The 14,106-nt window shown below is 66.9% G+C and carries 13 protein-coding genes and 3 pseudogenes; 4 read left to right on the plus strand and 12 right to left on the minus strand.

The features are described 5' to 3' along the window. Positions 1–38: 38 nt before the first annotated feature. The 10 genes and pseudogenes from RKD20_RS11360 to RKD20_RS11405 form a co-directional block, all read right to left on the minus strand. Positions 39–761 carry an FAD/NAD(P)-binding protein gene (locus RKD20_RS11360; RefSeq protein ID WP_424877633.1) on the minus strand — a complete coding sequence of 241 codons (723 nt, stop codon included), beginning with the start codon at positions 759–761 and terminating at the stop codon, positions 39–41. 66 nt (positions 762–827) lie between these two features. Further along, positions 828–1,595 carry an endonuclease/exonuclease/phosphatase family protein gene (locus RKD20_RS11365; protein ID WP_424877634.1) on the minus strand — a complete coding sequence of 256 codons (768 nt, stop codon included), beginning with the start codon at positions 1,593–1,595 and terminating at the stop codon, positions 828–830. Positions 1,596–1,673: 78 nt separating this feature from the next. Further along, a complete protein-coding gene (locus RKD20_RS11370; RefSeq protein ID WP_424883199.1) occupies positions 1,674–2,438 on the minus strand; it encodes a hypothetical protein in 765 nt (254 codons plus the stop codon). Between the two features lie 733 nt (positions 2,439–3,171). Next, positions 3,172–4,113 (minus strand): TauD/TfdA family dioxygenase, encoded by a 942-nt coding sequence (locus tag RKD20_RS11375; RefSeq protein WP_424877635.1) that lies wholly within the window; start codon positions 4,111–4,113, stop codon positions 3,172–3,174. 47 nt (positions 4,114–4,160) lie between these two features. Beyond that, entirely contained in the window at positions 4,161–5,021 is an 861-nt protein-coding gene (locus tag RKD20_RS11380; RefSeq protein ID WP_424877636.1) for a cupin-like domain-containing protein, read from the minus strand. Between the two features lie 100 nt (positions 5,022–5,121). Further along, entirely contained in the window at positions 5,122–5,532 is a 411-nt protein-coding gene (gene acpS / locus RKD20_RS11385; protein ID WP_424877637.1) for a holo-ACP synthase, read from the minus strand. 105 nt (positions 5,533–5,637) lie between these two features. Beyond that, a complete protein-coding gene (locus tag RKD20_RS11390; protein WP_424877638.1) occupies positions 5,638–5,898 on the minus strand; it encodes an acyl carrier protein in 261 nt (86 codons plus the stop codon). Then, the gene (lysA, locus tag RKD20_RS11395) at positions 5,895–7,184 is read right to left on the minus strand and encodes a diaminopimelate decarboxylase (RefSeq protein WP_424877639.1); all 1,290 of its coding nucleotides are present in this window, start codon (positions 7,182–7,184) and stop codon (positions 5,895–5,897) included. The genes RKD20_RS11390 and lysA overlap by 4 nt, the downstream gene beginning before the upstream one ends. Beyond that, positions 7,181–8,530 carry an ATP-grasp domain-containing protein gene (locus tag RKD20_RS11400; protein ID WP_424877640.1) on the minus strand — a complete coding sequence of 450 codons (1,350 nt, stop codon included), beginning with the start codon at positions 8,528–8,530 and terminating at the stop codon, positions 7,181–7,183. The genes lysA and RKD20_RS11400 overlap by 4 nt, the downstream gene beginning before the upstream one ends. 730 nt (positions 8,531–9,260) lie before the next feature. Next, positions 9,261–9,431, minus strand: a pseudogene (locus RKD20_RS11405) (MFS transporter); the annotation flags it as partial. A gap of 46 nt (positions 9,432–9,477) precedes the next feature. Between RKD20_RS11405 and RKD20_RS11410 the strand changes: the two are divergent. Both RKD20_RS11410 and RKD20_RS11415 read left to right on the plus strand, forming a co-directional pair. Continuing rightward, positions 9,478–10,338 carry an FtsX-like permease family protein gene (locus RKD20_RS11410; protein ID WP_424877641.1) on the plus strand — a complete coding sequence of 287 codons (861 nt, stop codon included), beginning with the start codon at positions 9,478–9,480 and terminating at the stop codon, positions 10,336–10,338. 96 nt (positions 10,339–10,434) lie between these two features. Continuing rightward, positions 10,435–10,635 (plus strand): annotated as a pseudogene (locus RKD20_RS11415) (cytochrome P450); the annotation flags it as partial. Positions 10,636–10,685: 50 nt separating this feature from the next. Here RKD20_RS11415 and RKD20_RS11420 read toward each other — a convergent pair. Beyond that, positions 10,686–11,012 (minus strand): annotated as a pseudogene (locus RKD20_RS11420) (hypothetical protein); the annotation flags it as partial. Positions 11,013–11,209: 197 nt separating this feature from the next. Here RKD20_RS11420 and RKD20_RS11425 point away from each other — a divergent pair. Both RKD20_RS11425 and RKD20_RS11430 read left to right on the plus strand, forming a co-directional pair. Beyond that, positions 11,210–12,643, plus strand: coding sequence for a flotillin family protein (locus RKD20_RS11425; RefSeq protein WP_424877642.1), 1,434 nt, complete (start codon positions 11,210–11,212; stop codon positions 12,641–12,643). A gap of 358 nt (positions 12,644–13,001) precedes the next feature. Next, the gene (locus tag RKD20_RS11430) at positions 13,002–13,493 is read left to right on the plus strand and encodes a CBS domain-containing protein (RefSeq protein WP_424877643.1); all 492 of its coding nucleotides are present in this window, start codon (positions 13,002–13,004) and stop codon (positions 13,491–13,493) included. A 372-nt stretch (positions 13,494–13,865) separates the two neighbouring features. On the opposite strand, the gene RKD20_RS11435 is transcribed toward RKD20_RS11430, so the two are convergent. Then, positions 13,866–14,033: a hypothetical protein gene (locus RKD20_RS11435; RefSeq protein WP_424877644.1), complete on the minus strand. Its 168-nt coding sequence runs from the start codon at positions 14,031–14,033 to the stop codon at positions 13,866–13,868. Positions 14,034–14,106 lie beyond the last annotated feature (73 nt).

Here is a 14,106-nt window from a genome sequence, read left to right on the forward strand (position 1 = left end):
CCGCGGACGCCGAGGACTGACGCCCCATCCGGTCCTGTTCACGACGCCCGGACCGCGAGTACCGAAGCGGCAACCTTCGCCGCTTCTCGGCGTAGAAGCGGCACACAGTCCACGGGAGCGGACGATCGCATTTCACGGTGATCCGGCAGGAAGTGCGCGTGAGGTCCCCATCCCGTCTCGCTGCCACGGGGCTCAGAAACGTCACCGTCGACGGACCGCGATGCCCACCGATCACCGTCCTTCGGCTCCCAGGCGCATCTCAGTCCGGTCGCCATGACCACGGAATCCACCCGACAGAGCTCACCGTTGTCCAAATAGAGCGCATACCCGGACTCATCCGTTTTTTCGATCTGCTCCACACGGTTCTTGATTCTCCGCACAGTCGCAGAGCCGGTCGCCTGGATGATCGACTCGCCGACGGTGTGCGCAAGGTAATTCTGGTAGCGATACCAGGTGGGCGTCAGACCGGTCTGCGACGGGCATTCACCACGCCGGCACAGCCAACGCGCAAAGTGGTCGGCTTCTCTCTCATAGCAGCTCATGTCCTCGACATGCGCGCTCAGCAGGCGCTGCCCCGAGTCTCGATGAGGTCGAATGGTTCCGGCCACAACGCCCGGATCTATGAGGAGCAGTTCTATCGGCACATTCTGAGGATGGCTCGACGATCCATCACACAGATGCACCACCGCAAGCGAACCGGCTATGCCAAGACCTACGACAGCGACGACAGGCCGGTGACTTCGCGCATCGTGCATTCCCATTCAGATCCCTCTCGCAGCCGGTTGCTCATGTCACGTGCAGTCATGGAGCCGTACGTCCCGCCGGAGCTACATCAGAAAACTTGCTTGGCAATATGAATGGTCCGAACCGGTCGACGCCACCGTGGTGGTGAGCAACCGGATCGATTCCCCGTAGAGAATGTAGTCCTTCTGTACGCCCTGGGGCGTTGTGGGGGTGCCGTCGAATGCGTTGAAATAACGCCCCGGACGCAGAACATCGACCAGCAGGTCCCTGATCCGCGCGTAGTTCAGGTCGACGGCGGCGAGTGCTGGACCGGCGGCGCCGACGGCCAGCAGGTCGGCCGTCAGCATGCGCCACATCTGCGCAAAAACCGGCTCGGTCGGGCTTATTCCGAAGTGCTGGAGCGGAAAGCAGTGCCCATTGACCAGTCCGAGCGTTCCCCAGCCCAGATCCAACTGGCCGACCACATAACCCTTGTCGTGCAGCTCCCAGTTCTCGCCGTTCGGGCCGACGACCCGGAGCCGGGGATTCGGGAACTGCTTGTACACGGCATCCCGGATGGGGAACCGGGACACGATCCCCAGCGCCAGGGAAGCGTTCTCCACCATGTGGGACCTGCTTGTCGGGAAGGACGCGAAGTACGGATACCCCAGATGCTTCGCCAGCCATTCCGCCTGGCCCACCTGACGTCCGTGGTAATCGTGCGCCTCCTGCAGACACAGCACGTCGGGCCCGCATTCCTCCAGGACTGACGCATAACGATCGAGTGATGGATCCACGCCTCGCTGATGGGACTCGCCGAGGATCCCTCCCCCGATATTCCAGGTCCCGACCTTCAGAGGTGCAGGCTCCATAAATGCATCCTATCTGGGTGAAGAACCTTCATGGAATCGCGCCTGGCCTGCGACCGGGCTGACAGGGAGACCCGCGGTTCACCGACGCAGGACCCTCGCGTACTTGAGGTCGGGGAGCAGACTGAGGTGTTCCTCTCGCACCAGGTCGAAGCGGAGTGCGAACGCGACCAGGGCTTCGCGCTTGGAGTGCATGCGACCCTCGTCCACATATTTGGCCCACTGGCTGACCGGGAGCTTCCGGTCGGCCAGATAGTCGATGTGGTAGTTGATGCTGCTCCGGTTCGCGCCCCTGAATTGCTTGGTCCGCTTGAGTCTTTCGGCCACTTCCTGAACGGACGGTACGGCCGCCATGGACGAACCGCGCAACCGTGGCTCACACAGCGCGACGAGAACGGCGAAATACTTACTTGTCGTATCCAGCTTGGATACGGCGGAGGCGGAAAACGTGGTGGCCTGGTCGGATCGAAGCAGGACCGGCGGGGAAGCGAAGACGGTGATTTCGCTTACGCTCGTACCGGTAGGTATCAGGATGCGTGACATCTCGAACGGGATTACCATGTCCAATTGTCGGGGGCGCGCTTTTACGAGTTCCGTGCCGCCTTCCAGGTTCTCGATCGCGAAGGTAGTGCTTGCAGTGAGGTTCGAGAAGAGGAGGTGGCGGTCGGAAACCTCGAACGCACCAATGCCGGGTGCGGCGCCTGGTTGCAGTTTTCCGGTACCACTCACCCTGCCGAAACTCAGTCGATCGCCGGCCCTCATTCTGCTCTGCTCCGTGAACTGGGGACCGTCGGGGTGGCGCGGGTTGGACCAGCTCACAATCACTTCTATATCAGCTTCAACCATAGTGCGCACGCGAGAGAGCCTTCCTCGTCTTGTTCCCCTGGGGGAATGCGAAAGTTGACCCGGCATCGAGCAGCTTTTCGTGGACGCTTGAAATTTCCGCGCGGCCGACGCGGATCAGATCAAGCGGATGAAAGTCCTTCAAGCCGCTCGAACCGGTTCGCCATCGTCAGTACCAGTCCACGGCAGAAGTCATCGACTGTATCTATTGAAGGAGGCATGCCTCGAAGTGGCTTCTCACGCACAAGCCCGTCGAACGGCCGACTGAGTCGGCAGGTTGGCTGTCGCGCATCAGAGCATCGCCCCCGTGTCACAGATGTCCCCTACTGCAAGGGGCTCGGACCAAATCCCGACGACCGGAGCACCCGCCTCGTTACGCGAGGGCGGACCTTGGCGTCGAAAGCTTGCACCTCGGCAGCCACCGGAACCGTGTGCAGCCCGGGGTTCGCGAGCCTTAGGTTCATCATGCAGGAACCCTCCCCGTATCGCGATCGAAATTAACCTATCGAGCGCCGAGAACCGTAGCAATCAAGAACGGATAAATTCGGTGCTTCATGAAACGAGGGCGCAACCCACCCGAAAACGCCGGTAGGGACATTCGCGGCGAGTTCGGCACGCACGTGGATGTATTATGCCGCCGAGGCCGCGTTGACAGATTCGACGCATGCTGTTCAGCGGCGGGGGAATTTTTCCCTCCATGTCTTGATCACCCATGTTCGCGCGACAATGAGCGGATTCAGTAGCCCTGCCCGAGGGCGACGAGGAATTCAGGGGCGCCCGCGATCGGCGATCGGCCCAGGGCCATGGAGACGTTGTCGGTGATCAGCAGATCTCCGCGGCGCCACGGAACGTCGATCCGCGAGGAGTCGTAGGCATGGTCTATGGCCTTCACATCCTCCTCCGACAGCGGCGACCCGTCACCGAAGAAGGAGTCCATCGGGAGGTACTTCCCGAACGCCCTGGCCATGAACCGGCGTTCCGCAGGCTCCAGGCTGCCGGCATTGAGGAAGGAGAGCTGATTGAACCAGCAGACATCGCCGGTCACCGGATGGTCGATGAAGCCGGGCAGGTGCCGCACGGTGTGCAGGGCACCGCTGGGGAGCCACTCGTATTCGATTCCCTCCGTCCTGAGAAGCTCCTCAAGGGATGCGTGATCCGTCCTGGAAAATGCCTCCTGCCACGAAATGCCAAATCCAGCGTGGAAGGTCCGGGCCATGGTCCAACCGTCCGTCCGTACCCGGTCGGCGAGGTGCGCGGGCAGGTGCCGGCCTATCCGGCGGGCATCGCCCAGGTAGGCTCGCCCGTCGCCGTCCGGCGGCGTGACGCACGCAGTGAGCACGACCGAGGGGAAGGTACGGCTGAAGGAACTCTCCTGCACCGGGCAAATGTGCCGGTCCAGCGGCCAGCTGATGGGTGAAAGGATGTGTTTGCCGAAGTCGCTCCGGTGGTTGAACGCCTCAGTGGGTGTGAAGTTGTCGACCCCCAGGGAATTCCGTGCCTCGGCCAGACCGTCTGGTCCGTCTATCGGCAGGCCATGGACTATGACCGCTCCGTGGACCAGCATCTGGTCACGGATGGCCGCCGTCGCCTCCCGCAGCCACGAGAACGGGGAGTCGACCGGGGCCTCGAAGGTCGGGATGGATTTTTCCTCCTTCAGCGTGGGGGCGTTCTTGCTCACGTGACTCCTCCTCCTGGATCCGGCCCTGCCGCGCTCGATCCCGCCGTTCAGGAGGCCGGCGCGACCTCGTGGGTGGCGTGAAAGTACTTGACCGTGGCATCCGTGGAGCCGCCGGACTCAAGATATGCCGCAAACCGGGCGGCATTTACTTCATGGACGAAGTTCCACGTTATCGAGACGCTGGGCGCGAGAGCGACAGCCGCGTGAAACCACCCGGCAGGGATATAGATGGCGTCACCCGGGGAAAGGGTGACGTCCACAGCGGGCCGGACTTCCCTCCAGGTGGGAAACCGCTCGTCGTCCGGCTCCTCCAGGTCGACGACGGCATCTCCGTCCGACAGGAACTCGCCCGCGCTCGGGGGGTACATCACAAAGCGCTTCGCCCCGGTGACCTGACAGAGCACAGCATCGCTGGCCCAGGGATCCACGTGCAGCCGAGTACGGCCTCCTGCGGCGCAGACGAAGAAGCCCTTCGCGGGAAATCTGTCCCTTACCGGATCAGCATTCTCCTTGATTGGCGGGAACACATAGCCCCCCGACGGGACCCATGACGGAGCTGTCCAGCTTTCCGCGAGTTCTGCGAATGCCTCGTCTGCACATATCATTTGGAAGTGGCGCTGGCGGGCGTACCAACGCACGTACGACACGGGCTTCGCACCGGTCCGTTCGGCTGCTATCGCCGACACATAGTCGCTGAACCTCATCGAGCGCTGCATCTCGAACAGGGTGTCGAAGACAGGAACGTGGTACGCGCCGAATTTCTCTGCCAGGGGCTCCAGGTCCCACGGCGAAGCCAACGGCCCGCTGCGCGTGAAGCAGTCCCTGGCCACGAACGGCATGTTCTTGGCAAGGTAGGTGTTTACAAATTCGTTCTGATCAACCTCTGATGTCGAGTCGCGATCAGTCACTCAGGACCCCCTAACGCGAGAGAACAGCTGGAAGCCGGCCGGGGCGCGGCGGACGCGCAGGTCGGTCGCAGGCCATGTGAATGGGCAGGGCCGCTGCCGCTCATGAGCTCCGCGACCGTGCGTCGCAGTCCCCCGGCCTCTCGGCCACTCCTATCGCCACCGCCACCACAAGCTCCGCTTGATGAGTGAGCGTGACTTCCAGGCCACTCAGTCCCAGTTCGTCGGCGATGCGCCGGGCGCCGCCGCTCAGCGTGACGACGGGTCTCCCCCAGGGGTCGCCGAGCACCTCGATGTCCCGCCAACGGATCCCCTGCCAGAATCCCCGTCCGAGGACCTTGCATGTCGCCTCCTTGACGCAGAATCGGCCCGCCAGCCGCTCCACGCTGCGTTCCGGCCCCAGAGTGCAGGCCTGGGCGAGCTCGTCCTCGGTGAAGACCAGCGAGCGGTAGCGGTCGTGCCGTGCGATCGGGGAGAACCGCTGGACGGAGAGCAGGTCGACACCGACCCTCATACCGGCTCCCTCCGCCGGCAGCGCCCGGCGGTCGCCGTCGCCGAGGACGAGGACGCCTCCGGTGCGGCAGCAGTGATCACGGTCATCTGACGCCCTCCGTCGGCTTCAGGACACCAGGCCCGAAACCTCGGCGGCCAGGTAGTCGGCCAGACTCCCGACGGTCTGGAACACCTCGGGCTGCAGGTCTTCCACGTCCAGCTCCAGGCCCATGGTGTCCTCCAGGGCCATCAGCAGTTCGATGACGCTGGTGGAGTCCAGGGAAAGGTCCTCGACAAGGCGGACGTTCTCCTCCAGCTGTTCGATCTCCCTGTTGAGTACGCTGGAGAGCGCGATCCGAATGTGCTCGACAATCTGCTCACGGTTCACGAGACCTCATTTCGTGTGCCGGCCGACGACGCGCGTCGGCTGTACAGGTGTTGTTGACGCAACAGGTCATCAGGCAGATCGCGGCTGCGTACGAGGTGCGCCTCGCCGTCCCGGACGAGAACCTCCGCGGGGAAGCCGTGTCCGAGGAAGAAGCCGGGTGAGGCCGAGGGACCGTAGGCACCCGACCTTTCGACGCCCAGCAGGTCACCCACGTGCAGCGGCGGCAACGCGGCACGCTTGAGCAGGGTGTCGTTGGGCGTGCAGAGGGGGCCGGTGACGTTCCAGCTCTGCAGCTCCTCGCCGGAGTCGCGGTTGAGCAGTCGCACGGGAAAGTTGCGTTTGGCGAACGAGCCGATGCCTACCGCGGCCATGTGGTGGTTGGTGCCGCCGTCCGCAACCGCGAACATCTCGCCCATCGATTCCTTCACGTAACGCACCGACACGATGTAGATGCCTGCCGGGGCGGTCAGATAGCGGCCTGACTCCATCAGCAGCCGCGTATCTGGGTGGCTCCGCGTGAACTCCTCGATCTGCGGGTTGAGTTCCTTGGCCAGCTCCGCCGCACCGAGGTCGTCCTCACCCTCGAAGTAGGGCACCCCCAGGCCGCCGCCGATATCGACGGCCGTCATGCGGATTCCGGTGGCCGCCGCGACGCGATCGGCGAGTTCCAGGATGTAACGCGTGTTCTTCGCGACCACCTCGGCCTCGAGTATCCGGGTGCCCATGTAGACGTGGATCCCCGCCAACTCGACATGGCGGTAACGCGACGTCAGGTCCCCGGCAGCGAGCACCTGGGCCTCGTCGATGCCGAACTGCCGCGGCTTGCCGCCCATGGTCAGCCGGGATCCGCTGGCAAGGAAGGCCGGGTTGATCCGGAGCATGACCCGCTGCCGGACACCGCTCTCGGACGCGAGCCGCTCGATGCGGTCCACCTCGTCGAGCGACTCGGCGACGATGGCGTAGATGCCTGCCCGCAGGCAGGCATTCAGTTCCTCCTCGCTCTTGCCGGGCCCGAGGAAGATGATGTCCTGCGGCTGAGCTCCGGCCAGCAGCGCGGTGCGCAGCTCGACCAGTGAGGACACTTCCGCGTGCGCGCCGCCCTCCCTGAGTGTGCTGAAGACGCTGACATTAGGGTTGGACTTCAGCGAGAAGAAGATTTCGAGTGCGGGATGCAGCGCCTCGGACAACTCGCGCAGGCGCCGCAGCAGAACATCACCGTCGTAGACATAGAGAGGCGTGCCGAAGCGCTCCGCCAGCTCTGTGTAGGTGATCCCTTGGATGCTCATGAGCTCCCCCTTGCCACCAGAGTGCGCAGTCGTTCCTCGGTCCGGCTCCGCAAGGCGAGCGCCGAGCCGGCGTCGGCGGCGATGCAGATTCCATATATGCGCCCGTGGAACGGACCGTCCCCCGGACCGATGCCCGCGTTCAGCGTGGCGAAATTGTTGACGAGAACGCCCGGAACATGGGTTCCGTCGAATATGGATCGGCCCAGGACGGCGGCAACCTCGGCAAAGGAGTGGGCCCGCGACGGTTTGAGGTTGAAGGTTGCCGCGATGGCGTGTCGTCCTGCTGAGAGGAAGCGCTCCGCGATTCGGCTCTGATAGGTCGACATGTTGAATCGCGCGTTGATTTCCAAGCAGGGGTACAACACCCCGTCCGGGCCGATCATGGCGTCCACGCCGACAATTCCGTAGTAGCCGTCCGCGTGCAGCGCGCGGCCGATCAGAAGGGCCGACTCATGCAGCGTGCCGAGATGCTCCTCGGAAAGATCCACCGGGAAACGATGTCCTTGGTGCACGTTGTTGTGCAGCACCGCCTCCTTCACGGCCTCGAACCGGACCTGCCCAGAACGGCTCACCAGGAACTGGTAGTTGAGATCCGTGACATCTTCGATCCAGGACTCGACCACCATGTCCACCCGCGTCTGCTGCCCACGGCGGCCGATCAGCCGGAGCAGCCGGTCAGCGGCTGCCCGGTCCGGCAGCACCACCATGCCCCGCCCCGATACACCCAGCGACTCCTTCACCACCACCCGCCCGCCGCGGGCACATTGCGCCTCGACCGCTGCGGCCAGCTCGGCAACCGTCTCGCACACCACACCCGGCACGGCGGCCAGCCCGAGCGAGTCGACCAGACGACGGCTGTAGATCTTGCCGTTCACCCGCTTGCAGACCTCTGCACGTGGGCCGGCCAGTGGCAGGCCCACCGCCTCGGAGAGCTGTTCCTCGGCTGCGGAAATTCCCATCGGCATAAGGTACGTACGGCCGTCCGCCAGCCCGCGCAGGAAGTCCAGCGTCCGGGGCGATTCCAGCGCGTCCTCCGTGACGGTGCGTGAGGGCAGGGACGCCTCGACCGCGACCACTTCACCGGCCGAGGCGTCGACCGCACGCAGGTACGCGGCATAGTCACTGTCCATCGGCGCCTTCAGGAGCACGATGTCCGCGCTCTCGGCGAGCAGGACGCCCATCTCCTCCATACGGTTGACCGTCGCCGAGGCGAAGGAAATGCCCGCGCCCGGCAGTTTGGGTTCACCGACAGCCCAGCTGCGTTCCACTTCAAAATTATTGATATATACGAATCGCGCTTTCTCGTCCTGGACGAGATCACGCTTCAATCGTTCGGCGAACCCCACTGCGACTCCTCGGTACCGCGATAGTTCCTGCAAGCCATGGCACCGCACACTTGTGTCGACAATGCAGCGTGAAGATGGCAACCGGTACTGGCACCTGTCAGTAGCTCCAATCGCTGAGCCTGTTGTCGGCGTACGAGTGAGCGTGGCTATGGCAAAATTTTCGTAGACGGAGATCATCTGGGTGCGGCGGTCGCCGGAGGCGTGTAACGACGGCGTAGGCGCGCGATCAGCTCGCCGCTCCAGCGTGAGGACAGCCGCGGCGACTGACGTCATTCGGTTCGGGCCCGCACCTGGAGCTGCGGAAGATGCGCCAGGACTTCAATCGTGTGTCGCCGGGCTCGACCGGCGCCCCATGAACACCGCCGCGGTGCTGAGCACCGTCGACGGACTGCTGATGCCGCACGGCGTCATCGACGGCTTGCCCGCCGTCGACCTCCACCAGGACCGCTGGCTGTTCCTGGTCGCCGACGATCACCCCGAGATCGGTGACGAACTCTCCCTGGACCAGCTGGGGCGTCTGCCCTGGGCCGTCTACCAGCGTCCCTACGACGCCCCGGCCGCCCGCCAGCTCAGCATGATAGGGATCAGTCCCCAGGTGGAGGCGTCCGTGCAGACCTTCCAACTGCTGCCCCTCATGGTCGAGGGCACCCGCCGGATCGCGATGATCCAGGAGCGCCTGGCGCGCAAGGCGGTCCGATCGGCCGCGGTGCGCGTCCTGCCCTGCCCCTTCGAGGCTCACGGCGTGGACCCAGAAGGGCACGCGCCAGCCCGCCGATCCGGCGGCGCCGCCGAGCACGAAGAAGACGGTGGCCGACGCGGAGGCGCACATGGTCTGCAGGGCGAGGTACTTCACCCGCCGGTGACCGCTGTAGTAGTCGCCGATCAGAGGCGTGCAGCTGGTCCTCGTCGTGTGCGCGCTCTTCCTCGGCCAGGCGGCGCTGGCCTCGGTGCGCTCACGTCGCACCGAGATCGGCACGCTGCGCTGCCTCGGCTGGAGCGGTGGCGAAGTGCTCCGCCTGGTCCTCGCCGAACGGGCGCTGATCGGCCTCGCCGCCGGAGCCGTGGGCACGGTGCTCGCGTACGTGCTGGGCCAGCCCGAAGCCGGCGCCAAGTCACTGCTCGTGCTCCCGGTGGCGCTCCTCCTGGCCACGGCGGCGGGCCTGATCCCCGCCTGGCTCGCCACCCGGCTGGGACCGATGGAAGCCGTCCGGCCCCCGGTGACGGCGGTCCGCCGCGCGCACCCGGTGCATTCGGTGGCGGGACTGGCCATGCTCAACCTGCTGCGGGTGCGGGGCCGCACGCTGCCGGGTGCGGCAGGGCTGGCGCTGGGAGTGGCCGCCTTCACTGTGCTGCTCGCCCTGGCGCTTGCCTTCCGGGGCGAGGTGGCCGGGTCGCTGCTCGGCAGTGCCGTGGTGGCGCAGGCGCGCGAGGCCGACTACCTCAGCGTCGCCCTCTCCCTGCTGCTGGGCGCCGCCGGCGCCATCGACGTCCTGGTCATCTCGCAGCGCGAACGCGCCGCCGATCTCGCGGTGTTGCGGGCGACCGGCTGGACCAATCGCGAGCTGGCGAAGCTGACCCTCTACGAGGGAATCGGACTGGCTCTGCTGGGCGGCCTGTCCGGTGCGGGGGCCGGTCTGGCTGGGGTGCTGACCCTCGGCCGGGGCGTGCTGCACGGTCACCTGTTCCCGGTCGCCGGCGCCGCGCTGCTGGCCACGCTCGCGGCGACCGCCCTGGTGGTGGCGGCTCTGACGGTGCCGATCCGGGGGCTGTCCCGGATCGCCCCCGCCCACCTGCTCGCCGCCGACTGAGCCGAGCCGCCGCCACCGCCGGCGGCTTCGCACAGCGGAAGACCCCAGCCGTGTTCACGGGCCGGGGTCTTCCGCTGTCGACGGACGTCCGCGGTCGTGCCCTCCCCTGTCAGCGACAGCCCTCCCAACACCCCCGTCCGCTTTCTCCTGGCTTCCATGAACCGCGACGAGGCCGCCTTCACTCAGGCCGACACCTTCGACCCCCACCGCGGCGGCACAGCACACCACATCGCCTTCGGCGCAGGCATCCACTCATGCATCGGGGCCCGACTGGCCCGCATGGAGATGGTCACTGCCCTCACCACCCTCACCACCCTGGCCACGAAACTGCCCGGCCTCCGGCCTCGTCAAGGAGTTCGGTCACCGCCTCCGCTGGATCGCTGTGATCCAGAGCAGTCGGCGGGGCGGCGGTCCCGCAGCGGCACGAAGCGGACGGGAAGGCCCGGCGGGGCCTGGGCAGCGGCGGACAGACCGGTCTCGGGGACGACGCCGATGACGGGGTATCCGCCGGTGGTGGGGGAATCGGCGAGGAAGAGCACCGGCCTGCCGTCGGGCGGTACTTGGACCGCGCCGAGCACCATGCCCTCGCTGGGGAGTTCGCTGTCCACCGCTCGTTCCAGGGCGGGTCCGTTAATCCGCAGGGCGATGCGGTTGCTGTGGGGGGACACGGAGTAGCGGCTCGCCTCGCCCGCGGGGCCGAGGTCTGGGTGGAGAGGACGCTGTCTCAGACAGCGGTGTCCGTACGCCCTGTGGAGCGCTGACCCGCACGGCATCGCCGCAACTCCCGGCGCACCGGCAGCGCCGGTGGCCGTTTCTTCATACGAACCCGTATCGATCCGCCGTCCCCTGGGAGGGCTGAGGGGGAATCACCATGAGTCCAGTCGTCTTCGCCGTGGTGGGAGTCGTCGTACTCCTCGTGCTGCTCGGCCTGGTCGTCGTCACCCGGTACAAGGTGGCCGGGCCGAGTGAGGCTTTCATCGTCACCGGCCGGCGCGGCAAGCCGGCCACCGCCCCGGAGACCGGCCGGGTCTTCACCGACAACAGCGGCCAGAAGGTCGTGGTCGGCGGCGGAGTGTTCGTCGTGCCTTTCGTGCAGCAGAAGTTCACCCTCGACCTCTCCTCGCGGCACATCCCGGTCGCGGTGCGCGGCGCCGTCACCCTGCGTGGCGTCAAGGCCCACCTGGAAGGCGTCGCCATCGTCAAGGTCGGCGGCAGCGAGGACTCCATCCGCGCCGCGGCCCAGCGGTTCCTGATGCAGCAGGACGGCATCGTCGGCTTCACCCAGGAGGTGCTCTCCGGCGCGCTGCGCGCCATCGTCGGCCGGATGTCGGTGGAGGACATCATCCGCGACCGGGCCGCGTTCGCCGGCCAGGTCGCCGAGGAGGCCGAGGCGAGCCTGTCCGGGCAGGGTCTGGTGCTGGACGCCTTCCAGATCCAGGACATCAGCACCGAGGGCTCCTACCTGGAGGACCTCGGCCGCCCGGAGGCCGCCCGCGCCAAGCAGGAGGCGGACATCGCGGAGGCGGTCGCCCGGCGGGCTGCCGAGCAGGCCCGGCTGAAGGCGGAGGAGGAGATCGCGATCGCGCAGCGCACCTTCGCGCTGAAGCAGGCGGAGATCAAGGCCGAGACGGACGAGGCCGCGGCCCGCGCCGCTGCGGCCGGTCCGCTGGCCGAGGCGGCCCGCCGCCAGGAGGTGCTCAGCGAGCAGGAGAAGGTCGCCGAGCGGCAGGCCGCGCTGACCGACCGCGAGCTGGACACCAAGGTCCGCAAGCCCGCCGACGCCGCCCGGTACCAGGCCGAGCAGGAGGCCGAGGCCCGCCGGGTCGCGCTGGTCAAGCAGGCCGAGGCGGACGCCCAGCGCTCGAGGCTGACCGGTGAGGGCGAGAAGGCGCACCGCGCCGCGCTCGCCGACGCGGTCCGTATCGAGGGCGAGGCCGAGGCCGCCGCGATCGGCGCGAGGGGCGCCGCCGAGGCCGAGGCGATGCAGAAGAAGGCCGACGCGTTCGCGCAGTACGGCGACGCCGCCGTACTGCAGATGCTCGTCGAGGTCCTGCCCCAGGTCGTGGCCAAGGCATCCGAGCCGCTCAGCGCCATCGACAAGATGACGGTGATCTCCACCGACGGTGCCTCGCAACTGTCCCGCACGGTCGCCTACAACGTCGCCCAGGGCGTCGAACTCCTCAGCTCCACCACCGGAGTCGACCTCGCAGAGCTGCTGAAGAACATCACGCAGCGAAGCAGTGGCCCGCAGCCCGAGGCCGCGGCGTCCGCCGAGACGAACGGCAAGATCGAGATCACCGGCTGACGTCGGCACTGGCGGTGGAGCGAGCCCGGGCGGTCGCGAACCGCCCGGGCTCCAGGAACAGACGCCGGGCAGCCGCCGACGTGCCGCCGGGCGGCCGCGAACATCTTGCGGCCGCTCGGCCGTCGCGGAGAAGGAGTGGTGACCGGTTCCGCCGGAGCGCCACGCGTCCACAGCCCGGCGACGAGGGCATCGGCGATCGGTCCTGATGGCGTCGCCGCGGCCCGGCAGCGGCGTCTTCTCCCCCGCCCGGTGGTTCTATCGGTGGCGCCGCGTATGTTTCGCGTCGATGACCTGGCCCGCTCGCCAATGACGTAAGACGGTGAGTACAGGAACCTTTCCAGCAGATGAGGAGCCCGCCATGCGCGCTCGTGACCTGGCGGTCGAGTACGAGACGGTGAGCGTCGACAGCGACGCCATGGAGGCGGCCCGACTCCTGGCCGAGCACAGACTGCCGGCCCTGCTCGTGGTGGACGAACGGGGCGAGCCGAGGGCGATCCTTCCCGCCTCCCAGATGATCAAGATCCTGGTGCCCGGCTACGTCATCGAGGACCCGACGCTCGCCGCCGTCGTCGACGAGAAGCACGCCGACCGGCTCTGCCAGGCCCTGGCAGGCCGCCGCGTCGGCGACTGCCTGCCCCACGAGGCCACCCCGCCGCCGATCGCCGACCCGGACGACACCGCGCTGGAGGTGGCCGCGCTGATGGCACGGGTGCGCAGCCCCCTGGTGGCCGTGGCGGAAACGGCGACGGGCAGGCACAAGGAAGGCGGTACGCATCTGCTGGGCGTGATCACCGCCTCACATCTTCTGCACGAACTCCTCGGGGCCACGGGAGCATCTGACTCCTCGTGACGGCAGTCGGGCCGGTCGAGGCCGGGGTTTTCCCGTGCTCCGGCCCGTCATTCGTGCGCTCGAAGAAGGAACTTCGCTGTGTGTTTCGACGCGAACGAACCCGTCTTCCAACGGAGCAGTTGAGGGCGAACCGCTACGAGTACAACCCGACCAACCCCGTGGGCCTGGCCTTGATCGTGCTGAGCGTGGCCTTCGCTGCCGCGATGCTGATCCTCATGCACACCACAAAGGACCGTTCGCCTCGCCGACGGAGCCAACCCCCGCGTTCTGGGCCCGCCGCCTGACATGTCACGGTGGGCGCCGCCTGCGAGATTCGGTCGACCGACCCGACCCCCGCATCATCGGACAGCCTTTGGCGCGCGTCTCGATCCCTCAGGCCGCGATCGTGCCGGTCCCGTTGAAATGCCGGCGGCCGTGGTCTTGGCGTCGTGCGTCCCGGGTCTCCTGTGCCGCGGCCTCCTCGATGCGACGGGCCTCAGGGCTGGAGCCCGTCCGTCGCCGCTCGTGGCGGAGCAGCACGGCGATCTGTGCGGCCGGCACCGGTAAGAGCGCGGTGGCGCCATCGCCGTGTAGAACGTGAGTCGTCCCGTGGTCGGGGCCCGGCACGGCGGTT

Source organism: Streptomyces sp. SLBN-8D4, assembly GCF_049739545.1.
Taxonomy (GTDB): Bacteria; Actinomycetota; Actinomycetes; order Streptomycetales; family Streptomycetaceae; genus Streptomyces; species Streptomyces canus_C.

Coding starts and splice junctions, on each gene's coding strand:
- RKD20_RS11425 (WP_424877642.1), top strand. CDS start 11,210: ATGAGTCCAGTCGTCTTCGCCGTGGTGGGAGTCGTCGTACTCCTCGTG.
- RKD20_RS11370 (WP_424883199.1), bottom strand. CDS start 2,438: ATGGTTGAAGCTGATATAGAAGTGATTGTGAGCTGGTCCAACCCGCGC.
- lysA (WP_424877639.1), bottom strand. CDS start 7,184: ATGAGCATCCAAGGGATCACCTACACAGAGCTGGCGGAGCGCTTCGGC.
- RKD20_RS11360 (WP_424877633.1), bottom strand. CDS start 761: ATGGGAATGCACGATGCGCGAAGTCACCGGCCTGTCGTCGCTGTCGTA.
- acpS (WP_424877637.1), bottom strand. CDS start 5,532: ATGAGGGTCGGTGTCGACCTGCTCTCCGTCCAGCGGTTCTCCCCGATC.
- RKD20_RS11430 (WP_424877643.1), top strand. CDS start 13,002: ATGCGCGCTCGTGACCTGGCGGTCGAGTACGAGACGGTGAGCGTCGAC.
- RKD20_RS11365 (WP_424877634.1), bottom strand. CDS start 1,595: ATGGAGCCTGCACCTCTGAAGGTCGGGACCTGGAATATCGGGGGAGGG.